Annotated in this window: 14 protein-coding genes and 2 pseudogenes; 3 read left to right on the top strand and 13 right to left on the bottom strand. The window is 72.6% G+C overall.

Annotated elements, in window-relative coordinates; genetic code table 11:
* Positions 1 to 4 precede the first annotated feature (4 nt).
* The gene (locus ACFPZJ_RS16680) at positions 5 to 637 is read right to left on the bottom strand and encodes a TetR/AcrR family transcriptional regulator (RefSeq protein WP_381021886.1); all 633 of its coding nucleotides are present in this window, start codon (positions 635 to 637) and stop codon (positions 5 to 7) included.
* A 234-nt stretch (positions 638 to 871) separates the two neighbouring features.
* The gene (gene trhA / locus ACFPZJ_RS16675) at positions 872 to 1,585 is read right to left on the bottom strand and encodes a PAQR family membrane homeostasis protein TrhA (RefSeq protein WP_381021884.1); all 714 of its coding nucleotides are present in this window, start codon (positions 1,583 to 1,585) and stop codon (positions 872 to 874) included.
* 330 nt (positions 1,586 to 1,915) lie between these two features.
* On the opposite strand from trhA, the gene ACFPZJ_RS16670 reads away from it, so the two are divergent.
* Complete coding sequence (locus ACFPZJ_RS16670; protein ID WP_381021882.1) at positions 1,916 to 3,736, top strand: phosphoenolpyruvate carboxykinase (GTP); 1,821 nt, start codon at positions 1,916 to 1,918, stop codon at positions 3,734 to 3,736.
* Positions 3,737 to 4,407: 671 nt separating this feature from the next.
* Here the strand turns inward: ACFPZJ_RS16670 and ACFPZJ_RS16665 are convergent.
* Both ACFPZJ_RS16665 and ACFPZJ_RS16660 read right to left on the bottom strand, forming a co-directional pair.
* The gene (locus tag ACFPZJ_RS16665; RefSeq protein ID WP_381021881.1) at positions 4,408 to 4,830 is read right to left on the bottom strand and encodes an SCO4983 family protein; all 423 of its coding nucleotides are present in this window, start codon (positions 4,828 to 4,830) and stop codon (positions 4,408 to 4,410) included.
* Positions 4,831 to 4,939: 109 nt separating this feature from the next.
* Positions 4,940 to 6,151 carry a pyridoxal phosphate-dependent aminotransferase gene (locus ACFPZJ_RS16660; protein WP_381021880.1) on the bottom strand — a complete coding sequence of 404 codons (1,212 nt, stop codon included), beginning with the start codon at positions 6,149 to 6,151 and terminating at the stop codon, positions 4,940 to 4,942.
* A gap of 126 nt (positions 6,152 to 6,277) precedes the next feature.
* On the opposite strand from ACFPZJ_RS16660, the gene ACFPZJ_RS16655 reads away from it, so the two are divergent.
* Positions 6,278 to 7,069, top strand: coding sequence for a hypothetical protein (locus ACFPZJ_RS16655; protein ID WP_381021878.1), 792 nt, complete (start codon positions 6,278 to 6,280; stop codon positions 7,067 to 7,069).
* Positions 7,070 to 7,117: 48 nt separating this feature from the next.
* Here the strand turns inward: ACFPZJ_RS16655 and ACFPZJ_RS16650 are convergent, their stop codons facing one another.
* The 8 genes and pseudogenes from ACFPZJ_RS16650 to ACFPZJ_RS16615 all read right to left on the bottom strand — a co-directional run bounded on the left by ACFPZJ_RS16650 (position 7,118) and on the right by ACFPZJ_RS16615 (position 18,101).
* Positions 7,118 to 8,257: a glycine amidinotransferase gene (locus ACFPZJ_RS16650; protein WP_381021877.1), complete on the bottom strand. Its 1,140-nt coding sequence runs from the start codon at positions 8,255 to 8,257 to the stop codon at positions 7,118 to 7,120.
* 53 nt (positions 8,258 to 8,310) lie between these two features.
* The gene (gene panD, locus ACFPZJ_RS16645; RefSeq protein WP_381021875.1) at positions 8,311 to 8,682 is read right to left on the bottom strand and encodes an aspartate 1-decarboxylase; all 372 of its coding nucleotides are present in this window, start codon (positions 8,680 to 8,682) and stop codon (positions 8,311 to 8,313) included.
* Positions 8,683 to 8,719: 37 nt separating this feature from the next.
* Positions 8,720 to 8,932, bottom strand: a complete 213-nt coding sequence (locus ACFPZJ_RS16640) for an MbtH family protein (protein ID WP_381021873.1) — start codon at positions 8,930 to 8,932, stop codon at positions 8,720 to 8,722.
* Between the two features lie 136 nt (positions 8,933 to 9,068).
* Positions 9,069 to 13,178 (bottom strand): condensation domain-containing protein, encoded by a 4,110-nt coding sequence (locus ACFPZJ_RS16635; RefSeq protein ID WP_381022141.1) that lies wholly within the window; start codon positions 13,176 to 13,178, stop codon positions 9,069 to 9,071.
* 3 nt (positions 13,179 to 13,181) lie between these two features.
* Positions 13,182 to 14,552 (bottom strand): annotated as a pseudogene (locus ACFPZJ_RS16630) (amino acid adenylation domain-containing protein); the annotation flags it as partial.
* A gap of 171 nt (positions 14,553 to 14,723) precedes the next feature.
* Positions 14,724 to 15,989 (bottom strand): annotated as a pseudogene (locus tag ACFPZJ_RS16625) (condensation domain-containing protein); the annotation flags it as partial.
* 247 nt (positions 15,990 to 16,236) lie between these two features.
* Positions 16,237 to 17,169 (bottom strand): TauD/TfdA family dioxygenase, encoded by a 933-nt coding sequence (locus ACFPZJ_RS16620; protein ID WP_381021871.1) that lies wholly within the window; start codon positions 17,167 to 17,169, stop codon positions 16,237 to 16,239.
* Positions 17,170 to 17,249: 80 nt separating this feature from the next.
* A complete protein-coding gene (locus ACFPZJ_RS16615) occupies positions 17,250 to 18,101 on the bottom strand; it encodes a thioesterase II family protein (protein WP_381021870.1) in 852 nt (283 codons plus the stop codon).
* A gap of 180 nt (positions 18,102 to 18,281) precedes the next feature.
* Here ACFPZJ_RS16615 and ACFPZJ_RS16610 point away from each other — a divergent pair, with 180 nt between their 5' ends.
* A complete protein-coding gene (locus ACFPZJ_RS16610) occupies positions 18,282 to 19,298 on the top strand; it encodes a diiron oxygenase (protein ID WP_381021868.1) in 1,017 nt (338 codons plus the stop codon).
* Positions 19,299 to 20,034: 736 nt separating this feature from the next.
* Here the strand turns inward: ACFPZJ_RS16610 and ACFPZJ_RS16605 are convergent.
* The gene (locus ACFPZJ_RS16605; RefSeq protein WP_381021866.1) at positions 20,035 to 21,666 is read right to left on the bottom strand and encodes an AMP-binding protein; all 1,632 of its coding nucleotides are present in this window, start codon (positions 21,664 to 21,666) and stop codon (positions 20,035 to 20,037) included.
* Positions 21,667 to 21,792 lie beyond the last annotated feature (126 nt).

Below are 21,792 nucleotides of genomic sequence, written 5' to 3'. Positions count from 1 at the left end.
GGTCTCAGCGTCGCGGCAGCTCCTTGAAGGTGGTCAGGGTGCGGTCGACGAGCTCCAGGACGTCCTCCTGGCAGTCCCCCTCGACCCAGAAGACCATCGTCTCCAGCAGGGCGCCCATCAGCCCGGCGGCGTAGACCCGCACCTCCAGGTCGTTCTCGTCCCGCCCGGTGCGCTCGGCCAGGGTCCGGCACAGGGTGCGGCCCGTCACGGACATGCTCTCCATCATCCGGGCGCGCAGCGCGGGGACCTCGACCATCAGCCGGACCCGCGGGATCATCTCGTCCTGCTCGGGGCGCGGGTCGTCGGCGAGCGCCAGGGTCATCGCCTTGCGCAACGCCCGGCGCAGCGACTCCAGCACCGGCTCGTCGGCGGGGCGCTCCCGCAGCAGGTCCTCCACCAGGGGGTCGTACTCGTCCGTGAGGACGATGTCCTCTTTGGTGGGGAAGTAGCGGAAGACGGTGCTCGGCGAGACCTCGGCGCGGTCGGCGATCTGCTCGACGGTGGTGGCCTCGTACCCCTGCTCCCTGATCAGGGCGTAGGTGGCCTCCCTGATCGCGATCCGGGTCTTGATCTTCTTCCGTTCCCGCAGGCCGAGGTGGCGTGCGGCCTCGGGAAGAGGGGTCCGTGCCGTGGTCATGCCGTTCATTGTCGGTCATACGGCCTTCTGGGCGGCCATGTCCGGGCCGGAGCACGGGCCGGGCGGCTGCGGGGCCGTGGGCCGGCGTCGCGGGGCTCGTGGCCCACGGCGCCCGGCCGAGTGGGAGGTGAGAGTGGCTCTCGAAAAGGAGTCGGTGTCAGTCGGTGGTGGCTGTCCGGGGCGTGCGAAAGGGCCGCGGCGTCGAGGCCCGCGGCCCTGGAGGGAGATCGGGGATCAGCCGTGCTGGTAGGCCACCAGGGAGATCCCGACGTAGTGCGCGATGAACGCGGCCAGCGTGAGGGAGTGGAACACCTCGTGGAAGCCGAACCAGCGCGGTGAGGGGTTGGGGCGTTTGATGCCGTAGACCACCCCGCCCGCGCTGTAGAGCAAGCCGCCGACGATCACCAGGACCAGGACGGCGATGCCGCCGGTGCGCATGAAGTCGGGCAGGAAGAACACGGCCGCCCAGCCCATCGCGATGTAGCAGGGCGTGTAGAGCCAGCGCGGGGCGCCGACCCAGAAGACCCGGAAGACGATGCCGGCCGCCGCGGCGGCCCAGATGCCCCACAGCAGCCACTGGCCCTTGTCGCTCGGCAGCAGCAGCATCGTGAGCGGCGTGTAGGTGCCCGCGATGATCAGAAAGATGTTCGAGTGGTCGAGGCGGCGCAGGATGCCGTCCATGCGCGGGCTCCAGTCGCCCCGGTGGTACAGCGCGCTCACGCCGAACAGCAGGCACGCCGTCAGTGCGTAGATCCCGCAGGCCAGGCGCCCCCGGGGCGAGTCGGCGAGGGCGGTGAGCACCAGGCCGCCGACCAGGACGGCGGGGAACATGCCGAGGTGGAGCCAGCCGCGGAGTTTGGGCTTGGCCGGATGCGGCAGGTGGAGCGCCTGCGGACCGCGGCCGTCGGCCGGCGTGTCCGTGGGCGCGTCGGGGGCGAACGCAGTCATGTGTCGATGGTAGCTACGGAAGCGTAAGTCACGGATCAATGCGGCGAATTGCCCGGCGCGGATGTGGTCCACATCTCATGGCTCCCCCGGCGTGTCGTCACGCAAAGAGACGGTCAGGTGTACTCAACGTGCTCGCAAAGTCACGGAGGAAACCGTGGCCATCATCACGTCGCTCACTTGTGAGGCGCTCTGGACAGATGGGCGCTATCGTCGGATGATCAAATGAGTGCGGTCGGCACCGGATGAGCGCCGAAGATCCAACCGTGAAGCATCCGGGTCGCAGCCCCCACGGGGCCTCCAAACCAAAAAATCCCTCATTTAGGAGCAATCGTGGCGCGCGACATCGCGGCTCCCACCGTCCCCACCGCCCACCAGGGACTGATTTCGTGGGTCAACGAGATCGCAGAACTGACGCAGCCGGACAACGTGGTCTGGTGTGACGGATCCGAAGCCGAGTACGAGCGACTGTGCGAGGAGCTCGTCCACAAGGGCACCTTCCGGAAACTCGACCCGATCAAGCGCCCCAACTCCTACTACGCCGCCTCCGACCCCACCGACGTCGCCCGCGTCGAGGACCGCACCTTCATCTGCTCCGAGAAGGAGGAGGACGCCGGTCCCACCAACCACTGGAAGGACCCCGCCGAGATGCGGGAGATCTTCGCCGGTGACCAGGGCCTCTTCCGCGGCTCGATGCGCGGCCGGACCATGTACGTCGTGCCCTTCTGCATGGGCCCCCTCGGCTCGCCGCTGTCCGCGATCGGCGTCGAGATCACCGACTCGGCGTACGTCGCCGTCTCCATGCGCACCATGACCCGCATGGGACAGGCGGTCCTCGACGAGCTCGGCTCCGAGGGCTTCTTCGTGAAGGCCGTGCACTCCCTCGGCGCCCCGCTGGAGCCCGGCCAGGAGGACGTGCCCTGGCCCTGCAACCAGACCAAGTACATCTCCCACTTCCCGGAGAGCCGCGAGATCTGGTCCTACGGCTCCGGCTACGGCGGCAACGCCCTGCTCGGCAAGAAGTGCTACGCCCTGCGCATCGCCTCGGTCATGGCCCGTGACGAGGGCTGGCTGGCCGAGCACATGCTGATCCTCAAGCTGACCCCGCCGCGCGGCGAGTCCAAGTACGTCGCTGCCGCCTTCCCGAGCGCCTGCGGCAAGACCAACCTCGCCATGCTGGAGCCGACCATCCCCGGCTGGACGGTCGAGACCATCGGCGACGACATCGCCTGGATGCGCTTCGGCGAGGACGGCCGCCTGTACGCCATCAACCCCGAGGCCGGCTTCTTCGGCGTCGCGCCCGGCACCGGCGAGCACACCAACGCCAACGCCATGAAGACGCTGTGGGGCAACTCCGTCTTCACCAACGTGGCGCTGACGGACGACAACGACGTGTGGTGGGAGGGCATGACCGAGGAGGCCCCGGCCCACCTGACGGACTGGAAGGGCAACGACTGGACGCCCCAGTCGCCGACCCCGGCCGCCCACCCCAACGCCCGCTTCACCGTGCCGGCCTCGCAGTGCCCGATCATCGCGCCCGAGTGGGAGGACCCCAGCGGCGTGCCGATCTCGGCGATCCTCTTCGGCGGCCGCCGCGCCACCGCCGTACCGCTGGTCACCGAGTCCTTCGACTGGAACCACGGCGTCTTCCTCGGCGCCAACGTGGCCTCCGAGAAGACCGCCGCCGCCGAGGGCAAGGTCGGCGAGCTGCGCCGCGACCCGTTCGCGATGCTGCCGTTCTGCGGCTACAACATGGGCGACTACATGGCCCACTGGATCGACGTGGCCAAGGACAAGGACCAGTCCAAGCTGCCGAAGATCTACTACGTCAACTGGTTCCGCAAGAGCGACGACGGCAAGTTCGTCTGGCCCGGCTTCGGCGAGAACTCCCGCGTCCTGAAGTGGATCGTGGAGCGCCTGGAGGGCAAGGCCGAGGGCGTCGAGACCCCGATCGGGGTCCTGCCGGCCAAGGGTGCCCTGGACACCGACGGCCTCGAACTGGCCGACTCCGACCTGGAGTTCCTGCTGACGGTGGACAAGGAGGTGTGGCGCGAGGAGGCCGCCCTGATCCCCGAGCACCTGAACACCTTCGGCGACCACACGCCCAAGGAGCTGTGGGACCAGTACCGCGCTCTGGTGGAGCGCCTGGGCTGAGACAGCCCGCCGAATACTCCGCGGCCGGTCTACCGACAGTGCCCTGACCAGCTACATCGTCACGGCCGGCCGCGGTGCCAGCACCAGGTGCAGACCGGGCCCCGCACAACGGCGTGCGGGGCCCGGTCTTGCGCGCCCCCCTGCCCGGGGGATCTGCACGCCGGTTATCGCGCCCTCCACAGCGTCTTGAGCACGGGCGTCGGGATCGCCGGCACGTTCACCGCGCAGGGCGCTGCCGGACCGGGCGGTGCTCAGGGCGCGGCGGACCGACAGCCTAGGCGCCGGGTGCTGTCGTCGGCCGCGTCGCCGCGAAGCCTCCGGTCCTCGGCGGCCGGGTCGCCGGGGCGCGCCGTCGCGCGACGACCACGGCCCCGGCGGCCGGCCCCGCGCGGCGGCGCACGCTCACCGTCGACGACATCCCGCGCGTGCGGCGCGATGTGACCCACTCGGTCAGCCGGCCGGGCGACGACCTGCGCACCGGGTCGTCGGCGGAGGCGACGGTGTACGTCCGGCGGTGGTCACCGGAGACGGGCGTGCCCCGGGGTGCCCGCAGGGGGGAGAAGGGGCACCCCGGGGCACGGCCCGGGGCGCGGTGGTGTGTGGCGCCCGGTCCGCGCGTCGCTGCGGTGCACGCGGACCGGGGCCGTCGAGGGGCCCTGGGGTGAGAGGGCTCAGCGGGACGCGAGTTCGCGGGGTTCCAGGGCCGCGGTGTGCGCGTCCATCCGCTCGGCGGCCAGGATCGCGGCCGCCGTGTCGGCGCGGGAGGCGGCGACGACCAGCGCCCGGCCCGCCAGTGTGTGGGCGCGCCGGTGCAGTGCCGGCACGCTCGGCTCACGCCGGGTACCGCTCACCGCCGCGCGGGCCGGCGAGCGTCCGCCCCTCAGCCTGGCCACCTGCTCGGCGAGCCGCTCGGCGGCCGCGTCCAGGTCGGCCGACGGCTGCAGCGCCCGCAACTCGTCCGTGACGGCGAGCAGCGCGGCGAGATGGCCCGCGAGCTGGATGTCCAGCTCTTCCTCACGGGAACGGTGGGGGAAGTCGGTGGACTCGCCGGCCATCGTGCTGTGGACCGACTTGGTGCGGATCGGCTCGTACATGAGATGGCCTCCTGAGTTCTACAGGAAGCCATCCTAGCTTAGATTTCGTCTAAAGTTGAGCTGCTCACAAGACCGGACGCCGTGTACACACAGCGTGAGCGGCGCGCGGCTACGACTGGCCGTAGCCGTCCAGGAAGCGGGCGATCCTGCCGACCGCGTCCCTGAGGTCCGTCACCGTCGGCAGGGTGACCACCCGGAAGTGGTCCGGCTCGGGCCAGTTGAAGCCGGTGCCCTGGACCACCATGATCTTCTCGCGCCGCAGCAGGTCCAGGACCATCCGGCGATCGTCCCTGATCTTGAAGACCTTGGGGTCGAGGCGCGGGAAGAGGTACAGCGCCCCCTTCGGCTTCACGCAGCTCACGCCGGGGATCTGGGTCAGCAGCTCGTACGCCACGTCCCGCTGCTCGCGCAGCCGGCCGCCCGGCAGCACCAGGTCGTTGATCGACTGCCGTCCGGTGAGCGCGGCGACCACGCCGTGCTGGCCCGGCATGTTCGCGCACAGCCGCATGTTCGCCAGGATCGTCAGGCCCTCGATGTAGGAGTCGGCGTGGGCGCGCGGGCCGGAGATCGACAGCCAGCCCACCCGGTAGCCGGCCGCCCGGTACGCCTTCGACATCCCGTTGAAGGTCAGCGTCAGCAGGTCCGGGGCGACCGCCGCGGTCGGCGTGTGGGCGGCGCCGTCGTAGAGGATCTTGTCGTAGATCTCGTCGGAGCAGACCAGCAGGTTGTGGCGGCGGGCGATGTCGGTCAGGCCCTTGAGCACCGCCTCGTCGTAGACCGCGCCGGTCGGGTTGTTCGGGTTGATGATGACGAGCGCCTTGGTGCGGTCGGTGATCCTGCGCTCGACGTCCGCCAGGTCCGGCATCCAGTCGGACTGCTCGTCGCAGCGGTAGTGGACCGCCGTGCCGCCGGAGAGCGAGACGGCCGCCGTCCACAGCGGGTAGTCCGGGGCCGGTACGAGGACCTCGTCGCCGTCGTCCAGCAGGCCCTGCATCGCCATCACGATCAGCTCGGAGACGCCGTTGCCGATGAAGACGTGCTCGACGTCGGTCTCGATGCCGATGGTCTGGTTGTGCATGACGACCGCCCGGCGCGCGGCCAGCAGGCCCTTGGCGTCGCCGTAGCCGTGCGCCGTCGAGACGTTGCGGAGGATGTCCTCCAGGATCTCGGGCGGACACTCGAAGCCGAACGCCGCCGGGTTGCCGGTGTTCAGCTTGAGGATGCGGTGACCGGCCGCTTCCAGCCGCATCGCCTCCTCGAGCACCGGACCCCGGATCTCGTAACAGACGTTGGCGAGCTTGGTCGACTGGATCACCTGCATGTCTGGGAGCTTACGGCCGCCTGACGCCGGGCGGGCCGTGTTTTCCGCCACGTGAGACGCGGCGGTTTGGGTGGATATCGCCGAGCGCTGTCCCAGGGGGCCCTCCCGTCTCTACAATGCGCCGCCATGTCGAGGCCACCTCAGTACGAGAACGGGGCGTACGGCGCAGACGACGCGACCGGCGTGTCCGGGACGTACGACGCCGGCGGCGCGCACCCGGGGGACGGCCGCGGCCCGGTGCCGCCGAACGTGTACCACCCGCAGGCCGCTCCACCCCCGGCGTACGACGCCTACGCCGACCCGGCGGCGGCACACGGCTGGCAGAACGCCTACGACCGGACGGCCGAGCTGCCCCGGATCACCGACGGCCCCTACGAGCAGCCGCCCGCGCGGACGGACGGGGTGTGGGCCGGTGGCGAGGACGGCGCCGGGGCGGGGCCCGGCCGGCGCCGGCACGGGCGCCACGCGCCCGGCCCCTGGCGCTCGCGCCGCGTCACCGTGGCCGCCGCAGCGGTCGGGGCGGTGTCGGCGGCCGCGCTGATCGCCGGCTTCTCCTTCTCGGACGCGCCGGCGGACGGGACGCCGGGCGGGACCGACCGCACGGGGTCCACGGCGGCGGACCCGGTGCCGCCCACCACGCCCGCGCCCTCGGCGCCCGCGTCCTCCGCAGGCCCGGCGGCGGAGGCCCTGACCTCGGACAGCGACGGGCCGTCCCGTGCGGCGTCCGCGAGCCCGTCCGCCTCTGAGAGCCCCGCCGCCTCCGAGCAGGCGACGACCGAGCCCCCGGTCACCGCCACCGTCACCACCGGCGCCCCGACCTCCGCCACCGCCCCGGCCGCACCGACCGCCCCCACCGAGTCGGCTCCCGGCAAGGGCAGGCCCGGACACGGTCAGGGCGGCACCAAGGGCCCCAAATAGAACCGCGCCCCGGCAGGGGCGCGGTGGGGGAGGACGGAGCGGCGGGACTCAGGCCAGGGGCCGGTAGTCCAGGTTGCCGAAGTAGTCCTCCCGCTGTCCGTCGCGGCGGACGTCCCAGGTGGCGCAGTGCAGGGACCCGCCGTACTCGAACACATTGCGGAACGGGACGGGGAAGACCTCGAAGCCGAGGTCCGCCAGCATGTCCTGCAAGGGCTTCTCCTGGGCCTCGCAGATCACCTTGGTCGGCGAGATGCTGAGCACGTTCATCGACAGCCACTTCGACGACTGGCAGTACGGCGGCATCTCCTCGTTGGTCAGCACCGGCTGCGGGACCTCGACCAGCCGCCAGTCGTTGTCGAGGAACATCTTCTCCTCGCCCTCGCGCAGCGGCCGGTCCGGGTTGGTGAGGATCAGACCCGGACGCAGCGGCACGAAGGTGCAGTCGATGTGCGAGGGGAAGAAGTCCAGCGGGAAGTGCACCGGGTGGACCCGGAAGCCCTTGGGCTCCAGGTGGCGCTTGAGCCAGTGGATCCCGGCCCGGTTGGTGGTCATCGACTCCTGCACCAGGATGTCGCGCCCGAGCCGGCTCATGTCGGCGGCGTCGAAGACCACCTCGTCCTGGTTGATGCAGAACTCGAAGGAGTGCATGCGCTCGTGCCGCTGCTCCAGCGGCCACTCCCAGAACTCCTCGCGGTACATGCCGTCGGACATCGACGGCTTGGGCGCGGTGGTCCACTGGGTGCGCGGATCGGCGTTCCAGTACTCGTACACCAGCTTGCGGTAGGGCTGGTACTCGAAGTACCGCGCCCGGCGGGACATGGTGGCCTCGATGATCTCGTTGCCCAGCGTGATCATCACGTCGCGGGGGCAGACCGCGCAGTACTGGTTCTCGACCTCGAAGTCCGGGGTGCGGACGGGCGCCGAGAAGTCGTGGGTTTCCGGCCGGCGCACGGTGACGCCCTGGGACTCCAGCAGCCGGGTCAGACCGGCGAGTTCCTCGTTGGCCAGGTCGATGGCCTCCTTGGACTTCGGGCCGGTCGGGAACGGGGTGTCGGGGTGGTTGCGGATCGAGGGGCGGCTACCGGGTTCGGTGGGCTCGAAACAGGCGTTGTCGGCGGAGCCGACCACGATCTCCTGGAGCTGATCCCACTCGTTCCACGAATTGACGACCGGGGCGCTGTGCTGCATGTGATGTCCCTGTCTGTTGGTGGTCGGCTGTGTGTCGGGGACCCTGCGCGGGGTCAGGAGGCCGGGTCCGTGCCCAGCTTCACGACCTGGTTGCGCTCGTCGACGAAGACCACCTTCGGCTCCAGCGCCGCGGCCTCGGCGTCGTCCACGGCGGCGTAACCGATGACGATGACGATGTCGCCCGGGGCCACCAGCCGGGCCGCCGCGCCGTTGAGGCAGATGACGCCCGAGCCGCGCTCGCCCTCGATGACGTACGTCTCCAGCCGGGCCCCGTTGTTGACGTTCACGATGTGCACCTGCTCGCCGACCAGCAGGTCCGCCGCGTCCATGAGGTCGCGGTCGACCGTCACGGAACCGATGTAGTGCAGGTTGGCCTCGGTGACGGTGGCCCGGTGAATCTTCGACTTGAGCATGATCCGTTGCATGGCACGTGACTCCTCTTGGGTGTGCGGGGCAGGACGGTCAGGCGGCGGAGACCGCGTCGACGAGACTCGCCGGACGCATGTCCGTCCAGTTCTGCTCGATGTAATCCAGGCAGCTCTGCCGGTCGGTCTCGGTCACGACGACCTCCCAGCCCTGCGGCACCGCGGCGAACGCGGGCCACAGGCAGTGCTGGCGCTCCTCGTTGACGAGCACCAGGAACGTGCCGTCCTCGTTGTCGAAGGGGTTGGTCATGGGGATCCGTCCTCGGTGTGTCGGTGTCTCGGTGTCTCGGTGTCTCGGTGTCTCGGTGTCTCGGTGTCTCGGTTGTCGGTGTCTCGGTCGTGTCTCGGTCCCTGCGGAACCGAAGGGCGCGCCCCCTCGGGACGCCTCAGGCCAGGGCGTTGCCCAGGGCGCGCGCGGTGCGGCAGCGGAAGACGGTCTCGACGTCGACGGGACGGCCCAGGGCCGTCTCCAGCCGGCCCGCCAGGCGCAGCGCCGTCAACGAGTCGCAGCCCAGGGCGAAGACGTCGTCGTCCGCGCTGACGAAGTCCCGGCCGAGCACCTGCGCGATCAGTTCGCACAGCTGCCGGCGCAGACCGCGCGCGGCGGCCGGTTCGGGCACCAGGAAGCGTTCCGTCGGGGCGTCCATCGCCGCGGGCAGCTCGGTGAGCAGCTCCCGCAGCCCCGCGCCCACCTGCCGGGCGAACCCCGCGTCGAGCAGGTCGGGCCGGTGGCTGACCTCCAGGCGCAGCTGCGGGCCGGGGGCGACCATCAGCTTCAGCGGGTAGTGGTAGCCGTCGTACCCCGTCACCTCCACCAGCCGCAGACCGTCGTCCGGGCCGCTCGGCAGGGCCTGTGCCGTCGGGAAGTTCTCGAAGACCACGCAGCTGTCGAACAGCGTCCCCAGTCCCGCCACCCGCTGGATGTCCGTCAACGGCAGGTGGTGGTAGGGCAGCAGCTCGGCGTGCTCGTCCTGGATCCGGGCGAGCAGGTCCGCCACCGGCTCCGCCGGATGCAGCCGCACCCGCACCGGAACGGTGTTGATGAACAGCCCCACCATGTCCTCCACGCCCGGCAGCTCGGCCGGCCTGCCGGACACCGTGGCGCCGAACACGAGGTCGCGCTGCCCCGTGCGCCGGTGCAGACACAGCGCCCACGCCGCCCGGACGAGCGTGTTGGACGTGACGCCCTGCCGGCGTGCCGCCTCGTGCAGCGCCGTCGTCTCCGCCTCGGACAGCTCGATGACCAGGCTCCGCGGCAGCGCCCGCACCCGCGCGGTGTCCTCGTCCGCGCTGAGCAGCGTCGGCTCCTTGAGACCGGCCAGCGCGCCGAACCACGCCTGCCGCGCCTCGCCCTCGTCCTGCGCGGCCCGCCAGGTCAGGTAGGCGCGGTAGTCGGGCGGCGCCGGCAGGGCGCTGTCGTCGCCGTGGTCGTACAGTGCGAGCAGGTCGCGCAGCAGCAGCGACGTGGTCCAGCCGTCCACCAGCAGGTGGTGCATGGTCAGCACCACCTGCTGGTGGTCCGGGCCGAGTCCGATCCAGGCGCAGCGCAGCAGCGGGGGCCGCGCCGGGTCGAAGCGGCGGTGCCGGTCGGCGTCCAGGAGGGCCGCGAGCCGCTCCTCCCGCTCCCGCGGGCCCAGTCCCGCCAGGTGGTGCGTGTGCCACGGCATACGGGCCTCCTCGGGCACCACCTGCACCGGTTCACCGGACCGCAGCTGCACGAAGCCCGCGCGCAGCATGGGATGGCGCCGCAGCAGCGCATCACAGGCGTCCCGCAACCGCGGTACGTCCAGCCGCCCGCGCACCTCCAGCGCGATCTGCACGTTGTAGACGTCCAGGTCGCGGCTGTCGTACCGGGCGTGGAAGAGCAGCCCCTGCTGAAGCGGTGTCATGGGCAGCACCCGGCTGACGGACAGGCCCGTCAGCGCGTCGAGCCGGGCCAGCTCCTCGGTGTCCACCTCGCCGGTCGCCGCCGGCCGGGCGGGCGCCGGCCTGGTCGCCGCGTGCGCCACCAGGGCGCGCAGCGCGGCGAACCACAGCTGGGCCAGTTCGGCGGCCTCGGTGTCCGTCAGGTGCAGCCGGGCCCACAGCCAGTGGGCGACCAGGCGTGGTCCGGACGGGCCGTCGTCGATCGCCGCGTTCACCTCGACGACGTGCGGCATTGGCATCCGCGGGTCCGCGCCGAGCGGCAGGGCGTCCGACTCGGGTGCCACGTTCCAGTCCTCGTCCTGCGTACCGCCCTGCCTGCCCAGGTAGTTGAAGCCGATCTGCGGTGCCGGGCAGGGGGCCAGTTCGGCGGCCGTCTCCCGGTTCAGATGGCGCAGCAGGCCGAAGCCGAGACCGTGCTGCGGCACCTCGGCGAGCTGGGCCGTGACCCTGCGCAGGGCCTCCCCGAGACACGGGTCCCCGGGGTCGCCGTCGGCGGTCCAGCCGGGGGCGCCCGCGTCGATCCGCACCGGGTACAGCGAGGTCAGCCAGCCGACGGTGCCGGACAGGTCGGCGTCCTCGTCGAGCTGCTCCCGGCCGTGCCCCTCGATGTCGACGAGGACGGCGGTGCCGCCGTCCGCCCGGGGCCGCCAGGCGGCGACCGCGAGCGCCAGTCCGGTCAGCAGGACGTCGTTCGTGCGGGTGCCGAGCGCGGCGGGGACCGTGGTGAGCAGCGGGGACGTCAGCTCGGCGGGGAGCGTGAGGACGACCTCCCCGGCCGTGGCGTAGATGTCGTGGGCGGGGGAGAGCGCGGTCTCACTGAGCCGGATGCTGTCCCCGCTCAACGTCGAGGTCCAGTACGGGAGTTCGCGCAGCACCTCGGGGCTGTGCGCCGCCGCCCGCAGCCGCTCGGTCCACTCCCGCAGGGAGAGCGGCACCGGCTCCGGCGGCGGCACGGTGCCCGTGGTCGCGCTCTCCCACGCGGTGTACAGGTCGGTGAGCAGGATGCGCCACGAGACCGCGTCGACGGCCAGGTGGTGGACGGTGACCAGCAGCCTGCCCGGCCGGTCCGGGCCCGCGTCGAACCAGGTGACCTGTACCAGGGCGCCGTCGCGCGGGGCGAGCGCGGCCGCGTCCTGCCGGGCGCACGCGGTGATCCGGGCGCGCAGGGCGTCCTCCGCGAGTCCCGAGACGTCGACGCGGCGCACGGCGCCCCGTACGGCGGCCGGGTCCACGGGTTCCGGCACCAGCCCGCCGTCGGCGACGAGCCGTCCGCGCAGCGACTCGTGACGCTCCATCACGGCTTGGACGGCGCGGGTCAGGGGAACGGTGCCGAGGCCCGGCGGGACCCGCAGCAGCGTCGACTGGTGGAAGGCGTCGATGGCGCCGCCGGACGTGTGCAGCCAGTGCATGATCGGCGTGGCCAGCGGTGCGGCGGACGCGTCGGTCTCCGGTTCGGCGCCGCCGTCGGCCCGCTCCGTGGCCGCGGGGCGGGCGGGCTCGCTCTCCTGCCCCCGGGCGTCCCGGTCCTTGGCCTTCCCGGCGCCGCCGTTCTGCCGGAGGAAGTCGGCGAGGGCGCCCGCGGTGCGGTGGGTGAAGATGTGCTTCGGGGTGAGGCGCAGGCCGGCCTTGCGGGCGCGGGCGACCAGTTGGATGGCGGTGATGGAGTCCCCGCCGAGGCTGAAGAAGTCGTCCCCGGCCCCTGCGTCGTCGAGGTTCAGCACCTGCCCGAACAGGTCGACCAGGGTCCTGATGACGTCCTCGACGTCGGTGGCGTCGTCGGAGGCGTCGGCGTCCTGGGAGTGGTCGGTGCGCTCGGCGCTCGGGGCCTGCGCGGTCGCCTGCCGTTCGCCCGGTCTCTCCTCGGACCGGCCCTCGGGGCGTTCCGGTGCGGGCCTGCCGTTCTGCTGGAGGAAGTCGGCGAGGGCGCCCGCGGTGCGGTGGGTGAAGATGTGCTTCGGGGTGAGGCGCAGGCCGGCCTTGCGGGCGCGGGCGACCAGTTGGATGGCGGTGATGGAGTCCCCGCCGAGGCTGAAGAAGTCGTCCCCGGCCTCGGACCCCTCCAGGTTCAGCACCTGAGCGAACAGGCGGGCGAGGGTGTCCGCGACGCCCTGTCCGGGCTCTGCGGCGGGCTCGGACCCGGCGGTCGGCCGTGGCCCGGTGGCCGCCGCGGTGCCGTCCTGCCCGGGCGCGGCGGCAGCCGGGGCCGCCGCCCCCGGTTCCTGAGGCAGCCGTTGTTCCCGCTTCGGCTGCCGTCGGTCGTCGTGGCCCGGGCGGTGGTCGGGCTGATCCTGCCGTCCCTGCTGTGACGGGGGCGGAGCAGGGGCCTGGGCCTGGGCCTGTGTCCGGGCCTGAGCCGGGGTCCGGGTTTCGGCCGGCGTCTGCGCTGGTGCCTGCGGCTGTGCCTGTGTCCGGGCTGGCGTCTGGGCTTGGGTCTGGGCCGAGGTCCGGGTTTGGCCCTGCGTGTGGGCCTGGGCCTGGGCCGTTGTCGGCGCGGGCAGTGCCGCCCGGTCCACCTTGCCGTTGCGGGTCACGGGCAGCGCGGGCAGCGGGACGAACGCGGCCGGGACCATGTAGGCGGGCAGTCGTGCCCCGATCCGTTCCGCCAGCGCCCGCGGATCGGTCTCCTGGCCGGCGGCCGCCACGACGTACGCCACCAACTGCGGCGTCCCACGCCGGTCCTCGCGCACCGCCACGGCGGCCTGGGCGACGGCGGGGTCGGCCATGACCGCGCTCTCCACCTCGCCCAGCTCGATCCGGTAGCCGCGGACCTTGACCTGGTCGTCGACCCGGCCGCCGTACATCAGCACCCCGTCGGGCCGCCACCAGGCGATGTCCCCGGTGCGGTACATCCGGGCGCCCGGCGCGCCGAACGGGTCCGCGACGAAGCGCGCCGCCGACAGTCCCGGCCGGTTGACATAGCCGCGGGCGAGCACGTCACCGCCGATGTACAGCTCGCCGTGGACACCCGCCGGCACCGGGCGCAGGAAGCCGTCCAGGACGTAGATCCGGGCGTCGGGGAGCGGCACGCCGATCGGCACGGCACCGCCCGGCAGCGGGTCCCCGGGCTCCAGCCGGTACTCCATGCAGCCCACGGTCGCCTCGGTCGGGCCGTACTCGTTGACGACCGTCACGTCCGGGTGGCGCGAGCGCCACTCCGCGAGCGCCTCACCCGTCAACTGCTCGCCGCCCAGCACCAGTTCGCCGACGGGTGAGAGCCAGTCCTCGGCCGCCACCAGGATCGGCAGGTGGCTGGGCGTGGCCTTCACGAACGCCGGCCGGCCGTCGGCCGGGGCGTCGGCGGCCGCCTCCGCCTCGTCGTCGGGACCGTCCTGGAGGTCGACGACACGGACCAGTCCGCCCGCGGTGAGCGGCCCGAAGATCCCGGTGACGGTCAGGTCGAAGGACGGCGGCGAGTGCACCAGCGCCTGTTCGGCCAGGCCGGGGTAGGCCGTGCGGGCGAAGGCGAGGTAGCCGTCGACCGTGCGGTGCTCCACCGCGACGCCCTTGGGACGGCCGGTCGACCCCGAGGTGTAGATGGCGTACGCCAGGTCCTCCGGCCGCAGCGGCCTGCCGCGCTCGGCGTCGTCCACCGGGTGACCCGGCAACAGCGTCAGCTCGGCCTCGACGGCGGGGTCGCCCAGCGGCAGCGTCGACGGGTGCTCCCGGAGCGCCGGATGGGCGGCGTCGGCGCACACGACGAGCCTGGGAGCCGCGTCCGACAGCATGAACGCGACCCGTTCCACGGGGTAGTCGGGATCGACCGGCACGTAGCAGGCGCCCGTCTTCAGCGCGGCGAGCAGGGCCACGACCAGGTCCGCTCCGCGCGGCAGCGCCACGGCCACGAGGTCCCCGGGCCGCACCCCGCGGTGCAGCATGAGCCGGGCGAGACGGTTCGCGGCCTCGTCCAGCCGCCGGTAGCCGAGCGTGGTGCGGGCGTCGGCCACGGCCGGCGCGTCCGGGCTCCGGCGCACCTGCGCCTCGAACCGCTCGACGAGCGTCACCGCCCGCCGCCCGGCCGTCTCCCCGGCTCCGGGACGGCGGCCCCAGACGCCGACGATCCGCTCGCGCTCCTCGTCCGTCAGCAGCGCGACGGCCGCGACGGGAGTGGCGGGGGCGTGCGTGAAGGTGTCCAGCAGCAGGCGCAGCAGGGAGGCGACCAGCTCCATCCGCCCGGAGTCGAACAGGTCGGTGCGGTGGTTGAGTTCGAGCCTGAGCCGCGGCCCGGGGACCGCGACCACGCTCAGCGGGTAGTGGGTGGAGCCGCTGATCTGCTGCTCGGCCGCGGCGGCGTCCTCCGTCATCGGAGCCAGCCGCAGGCCGGGCGCGATCTCCTCGACCGACCCCCAGTCGAAGGGCGCGTTCCCGAAACCGGTCGAGGTGTCGTAGAGCGCGCCGAGCCCGGCCACGCGCTGCACCTCGTCCAGGCCCAGGTGCTGGTGCGGGTCGAGCGCGAGCTGCTCGTCCTGGACACGGGCGAACAGCGCGGCCAGCGACTCCCCGGGGGAGATCCGCACCCGCACCGGCACCGCGTTCATCAGCAGGCCGACCACGGACTCGGCGCCCGCGAGCCCCGCCGGCCGACCGTGCACGGTCTGCCCGAACACCACGTCGTCGCGCCCGGTCAGGACCGACAGCAGCAGCGCCCAGGCGCCCTGCACCACGGTGTTGAGGGTCAGGCCGTGGGCCCGGGCGGTGGCGGTGAGCGCCTCGGTCGCCTCCTGCGACAGCGTCAGCGGCAGCATCGCCGGCATCGCGTCGAACCCCGCCGCGACCGCGCCCGGGGCCACCAGCGTGGGCTCCTCCAGCCCGCGCAGGGCCTCCTGCCACGCCTGCCGGGCGGCGTCGCGGTCCTGCCGACCGAGCCAGCGCAGGAAGTCGGTGAAGGGGGTGACCGGCGGCAGACCGGCCTGCGGATCGCCGCCGGCACCGAGGTCCGCACAGCCGTACAGGACGCACAGATCCCGCAGCACCAGCGGCAACGACCAGCCGTCCAACAGGATGTGGTGGTACGTCAGCACCAGGACGTGCCGGTCCTCGGCGAGGCGTACCAGCGCGAACCGCATCAGCGGAGGCGCCGCCATGTCGAAGCGGCGCAGCCGGTCCTCCTCCAGGAAGGCCAGCAGCCGCGCCCGACGCTCCCGCTCGGGCCGCCCGGACAGGTCGAGTTCCGTCCACGGGGCCGACACCGAGCGCCGGACCAGCTGCACCGGCTGCCCGTTCGCGCGCAGCCGGAAGCCGGCCCGCAGCACCGGGTGGCGCGCGAGCGTGGCGTCACAGGCGGCGCGCAGCCGCTCGGCGGAGACCTCCCCGTGCAGTTCGAAGGGCGCCTGGATGGTGTAGACGTCCACCGCGTCGGTGTCGTACAGCGCGTGGAAGAGCATGCCCTGTTGCAGCGGGGTGAGGGGCAGCGCGGACTCGATCGGCGACTGGGTCACTTCGTTCACTGGTGGGTCCTCCCCGGAAGCAGGCAGGGGTCGGCTGCGCGCGGGCGCGCAGGGCAGAAGACGGTGGGTCGGCCGGCGGGGGAGGGGGGAGGCCGACGCGGTCGACGCAGCGATGCTGTCGTACGGCCGGGGCACGGGCCAGGCAGGGGACCGGCAACTTTCCTCCCGAGGCTGGCCCGGGGAATCAGCTCCGGGTGATCAGGTCCGTCATGGAGACCAGGACGCGGCGCTCCCCGGTGAACGCCTCCCGGCCGTGCGACCAGCGCATGTTGTCGATCACCATGAGGTCGTGCAGCTCCCAGTCGAAGCGCCGCTGACAGCGGTCGAACGCCGACCGGACCGCGGCCACCGTCTCGTCGGGGATCGGCGAGCCGTCCCCGAAGAGCACGTCGTTGGGCAGCCCGTCCTCGCCCAGCACCGCCACCAGGGCCTCCCGCACCTCCGGGCGCAGCGACGACTGGTGGAACAGCACCAGGTGGTTGAACCACAGGCGCCGCCCGGTGCGCGGGTGCACCGCGAGCGCCGGGGCGTGGCGGGTGGTGCGCAGGCAGTCGTCCTCCAGCCACTCCCACTCCATGCCGCTCTGCGCGCAGAAGCGGTTCACGTCGTCGCGGCTGTCGGTCTGGAAGGCGTCGCGCCAGTCGAGACCGACGCCGCTGCCGTAGTTGCGCACATAGCGCAGGCCCCGCCGCTCCACGGACTCGACGACCTCCGCCGGGACGGCGTCGAGCACCTTCGAGACGTCCGTGATCGGGGTCGCGCCGCCGGTCCGGGCCGGGACCGCGCAGAAGAACGCCAGCCGTCCGGGCCAGGCACCCGCGTACGAGGACTCGCAGTGCTGCGGGATCACCTCACGCGCCGGGTACTCGGTCGACGTGAACACCCCGTCGTCCACCTCGCTGCGCGGCGTGGAGCGCTCCGTGTAGGCCAGGGGCGCGAAGCCCAGGTGTTTCAGGGCCCGCCCGAAGTCCTCGGTGCCCTCGGCGCGGGCCCCCCTGATCAGGACCGCGCCGTTCTCGGCGACGGCCTCCTCGATCTGCTGGGCGTGCCGGCGCGTGAAGGGCTCCAGGCCCGCGCCGTCCGCCTCGAGCACGCTGATACCGGTCAGATCGTTCAACTCTCACAACTCCCCTGGAAACCAAGCGACAGGGCGGCAGGGCCGACGCCGCGGTCGGACGTCCGTGCGGTCGAGGCCGGTCAGCGCAGCGCCGAGGCGAGGGCGTCGAGCATGGCCGGCGCCCCGGTGAACAGATAGTCGTGCCCGCCGGGCAGCAGCCGCGCGGTGAACTCGCCGCCCGCGCACTCCCGCCAGCGCTCCAGCTGTTCCCCGCTCACCAGCGGGTCGCCGGCGCCGCCGAACACATGGAGCGGGCAGCCGACCGGCACCGCGGCGGCCGCCCGGTAGCCCTCGACGAGGGCGAGGTCCCGGCGGACCGTGCGCAACGCGTAGTGCAGGTAGGCCGGATAGCGCGACAGCTCGGGCGGGAACCCGCCGAAGCCCTCCAGCCACGCCAGCAGCTCCCGGTCCTCCAGGTGCGAGACGTGCCGGCGCACCGGCGTGTGCGGCGCCCGCGACGCCGAGACCACCAGAGCGGTCGGCGGGGTCAGGCCGCGCCGTGTGACACGCACCGCGATCTCGTAGCCCAGCAGCGCTCCGAAACTGTGGCCGAACAGCGCGTACGGCCCGTCCAACTCGTCGGCGATGCCGTCGATCACCGTGTCGGCGAGCTCCTCCAGCGTGGCCGGGAGCTCCTCGGTGCTGCCCACGCCCCGGCCCGGCAGCTCCACGGTGGCCAGTTCGACGCCGGGCTGTTCCGCCGCGAGACGCCAGGGCGCGAAGGATCCCGCGCTGCCGCCGGCCTGGGGCAGGCAGATCAGCCGCAGCCGGGAGTGCGGTGTGGTGACCCGGCCGACGATCCACGGACGGTCCGCGGCCCCGACCCGTACGGCCGCGCCCTCGGTCCGTGGTGCGACGTCGCGCGGGCCGGGGTCCGGGGCGCGCTCCAGGACCCGCTCCGATGCGAGCTGTGCGGCGGCGTGCGTGCGCATCAGGCTCCCCGTTTCCTCTCGTCGCCCGGGCCGGCGTTCGTTCCGCGCGGCCGTCCGTCCCGCTCATCGTGGGCAGGCGACGGGGACGTGACCAGGCACGAGGACCGGCAACCGGGCTGCCGCCGAGTTGCCCCGCCGGTTCCTGGAGAGGGGGACGACGCGCCCCGCACACTCACTGCCATGACCACTGTTCCCGACGAGGCGTCCGACGCGACGTTCTTCACTCTGGATTCCGTCACGGCCGAACTCATGGAAGTCGACGCCGTGTTCCGGGCCTGCATGAACTGGAATTACGGGCACCGAGACAGCCGTGTGTGGAGCCTCTACGAGAAGAACAAGGTCTCGCAGTGGAACGCCACCACCGACATCGACTGGGACCACGACGTACGGTTCGGTGCGGAGCTGTCGGAAGAGAACGGCGCCAAGCTGGCCTCCTTCGTCGTGGGCGACGACAGCCCGGTGCCGCGTGAACTGCTCACCGACTTCCGCTGGGAGTACCAGGCCTGGATGTGCAGCCAGTTCCTGCACGGCGAGCAGGGCGCGCTCGTCACCACGGCCCGCCTCGTGGAGACCGTCCCCGACATCGACGCCAAGACCTACGCGGCGTCCCAGGTGGCCGACGAGGCCCGGCACGTCGAGGCGTTCGCGCGCTACGTCGACGAGAAGCTCGGCGTCGTCTACCCGATCAACCCCGGGCTGCGGACCCTGCTGCACGACCTGCTGTCGGAGTCCCGCTGGGACATCGTCTACCTCGGCATGCAGGTCGTCGTCGAGGGCCTGGCCATCACCGCGCTCCGGCTGGCCAGCAGCAGCTTCGGCGACCCCGTCATCCGGCAGATCACCAAGATGGTGGCGCAGGACGAGGCACGTCACATCGCGTTCGGCGTCACCGCCCTCAACGGCATGTACGCCGACGTCACCGCGGCGGAGCTGCGGGAGCGGGAGGACTTCCTGCTGGAGGCGATCCGGCTGATGTCCCGCCGGTTCATGCTGCGCGAGATCTGGGAGCGGATGGACCTGGACGTGGAGCGGGGCCTGCGGTTCGCCCGCCACAACCCGATGATGGCCGCGTACCGGCAGATGCTGTTCCAGCAGATCATCCATGTGCTGCGGCAGCTGGGCATGCTGTCGGACAAGGTGAAGGAACTCCTGCTCGACGAGAACCTGGTGCGCCCGGAAATCATGCAACTGAGCTGAGCCGCGACCGCCCTGACCCAGCGGGCGCCGCCCCGGCCGCCCCGACGGAGACACCACGTCCCCGCGGGCCCCCGGGCCGGCGCCCGCCTGCCGTGGCCGGACGCCGCCCGCTTGGCGTTCCTGGTTTCGGTGCCTGGCCGGCGCCCGCGTGCCGTGCCCGGTTGCCGCCTGGTTGCCCTTCCCACTTCCGTGGCCGGTCGCTGCCCGCTTGGCGTTCCTGGTTTCCGTGCCCCGGCCGGCGCCCACTTGCCGCGCCCTGTCGCCGTCCGCGTGCCGCGCCGCCTCGGTCGAGTGGTGGAGCCTCCTTGCCGCGCCTGCTCGATGTGCTGGTCCTGCTTGCCGTGCCTGGGCGTCGTCCGCTTGCCGCGCCTGGTTGTTGTGCCAGGTCGCCGCCCCTTTGCCGTACCTGGTTGCCGTGTCCGGCTACCGGGGCCGGTCGTTGTGCCCGCTTGCCGTCCTGCTTGCCGTGCCCGTGTCCACGCCCGCTCGCCGTTCCCGCTCGCCGTTCCGCTCGTTCTCCCCGCTCACCCTCTTCGGTCGCGTACCCCCTTGCCGGGCCGGTCGCCATCCCGTCCGTCGGGAGCGGGCCCGGCATGTCATGACGGGGTGCTCGGTGGTGTTCGGCGGTCGTCCGGCTCGTACGCGCAGGGGGCGGTCGGTCGCCGACTCGCGTGCGAAAGGGGACCGGCGCGGATCGCGCGCCGGTCCCCTGGGCGGGGTGGCCGGGTTGGCCGGATCACCCCGCGGTCAGTGGTGCCGTGACGTCCTCGTACCGGCCCGCGCACAGGGCCTTCCAAATGACACGGCGGCGCGGCTTGCCGCTCGACGTGACCGCGATGCCGCCCCGCGGCACCTCGACGCCCAGCAGCCGCGCGTCGCCCAGCCACTCGGACAGCACCTCGCGGGCCAGCTCGCGCCAACCGGGCTGCACGCCGCCGAAGACGGCCACGCCCGTCGGCACGCCGTCGCGCACGCCCAGCAGCACGGCCACCTGGCGCTCGGGTATGCCCCGCTGGTGCAGCAGGGTCTCCAGGCTCTCGGCGAAGACCATCTTCCCGCTCACCTTGAGCCCGTCGCCGAGCCGGCCGATCACGAACAGCTGTCCGTCCCGGACGAACCCGGCGTCACCGGTGCTGAGCCCCTCCTCGCCGATGCTGGTGCCGGAGGCGGAACTCGTGTCACCGACATAGCCGCTGGCGAGCGAGACGCCGGTGACGACGATCTCGCCGACCTGGCCGTCCGGCAGCTCCTGCCCGTCCTCGGAGCGGATCGTCACCGTACGGCCCTCCAGCGGTGTGCCGCAGCCGACCACCGCCGTCCCCGCCAGGGCGGAGGCGTCGCCGGCGTCCGGCACCTCGGTCGTCCAGCCCCGGCCCGGGTGCAGCCCGGTCACCGCGAGGGTCGCCTCCGCGCCGCCGTACGCGGGCAGCAGGGCACCCCGGTCCAGGCCGTGCGGCGCGAACCGCTCGTGGAACTCCTGGAGCACCCGCGGATCGACCCGCTCCGCGCCGATGATCACGGCTCGTACCGCGTCGAAGCGCAGCCCCTCCAGCTGGGCCGGCCGGACCCGGCGCAGGATGTACGCCAGCCCGAAGTTCGGCATGCCCGTCACGGCCGCGCGGTTCTCGCTCATGCAGCGCAGGTAGCGCAGCGGGGAGCGGATGAAGTCGTCGGGCTGGAACATCCAGCCGTCGCTGCCCGTGACGACGACGTTCAGCAGGTACCCCACCAGGCCCATGTCGTGGTGGACCGGCAGCCAGCAGATGCCCGGCAGGTCCGGCGTCCAGCCGATCCAGCGGCGCATCCCGGTCAGGTTGGCCCGCAGCGCCTCGGCGGAGATCAGCACACCGCGCGAGAACCCGCTCGACCCGGACGTGAACTGCAGCAGCGCCGTCTCCGGCAGCGGCAGCGGGCCCGCCAGCGGCTCGACGTCCTCGACGAGGTCGTCGAACACCACCGGCTCGGGCAGGTCCAGGCCCGCGGAGAGCTTGCGGATCCGCTCCAGCGACTCGTCGTCGCAGAGGGTGAGCCGCGGGTTCGCCGTCTCGAACAGGCGGGCCACGTGCTTCTCGTACTCGTCCGCCCGCTGGAAGGCGAACGGCGGCGCGATGGAGCACGGCGTCGCACCGGCGGCCAGCGCGCCGAAGAACCCGGCCACGAAGCCGGGGCTGGACCGCAGGACCAAGGCCACCACGTCGCCCTCTCGGACACCGTCCGCCCGCAGGGCGGCGGCCGTGCGCAGCACCAGGTCGCGCAGATCACGGTAGGACCAGAAGTCCCAGCCGTCGTCCTTGTTCGCGTAGTACAGGCCACGCTCGGTGGACGCCTCATCCAGCCACTCGAGCAGACCTCGGTCCGGGATTCCCAACGTCCTCGTCCTCTCCGGGGTTTCAGGGCCGGTCCGGTGCGCCCGTCGGGGGTGGTGGGCGCACCGGACTCCGCGCATCCTCACCGCGCCGCCGACCGGTCCGCCAGGCAAGCGGCCGGTAACTCG

Source organism: Streptomyces bullii (assembly GCF_042657145.1).
GTDB lineage: Bacteria > Actinomycetota > Actinomycetes > Streptomycetales > Streptomycetaceae > Streptomyces > Streptomyces bullii.
The sequence above is the reverse complement of the archived record's forward strand: the minus strand, read 5'-3'. Positions and strand labels throughout refer to the sequence as shown.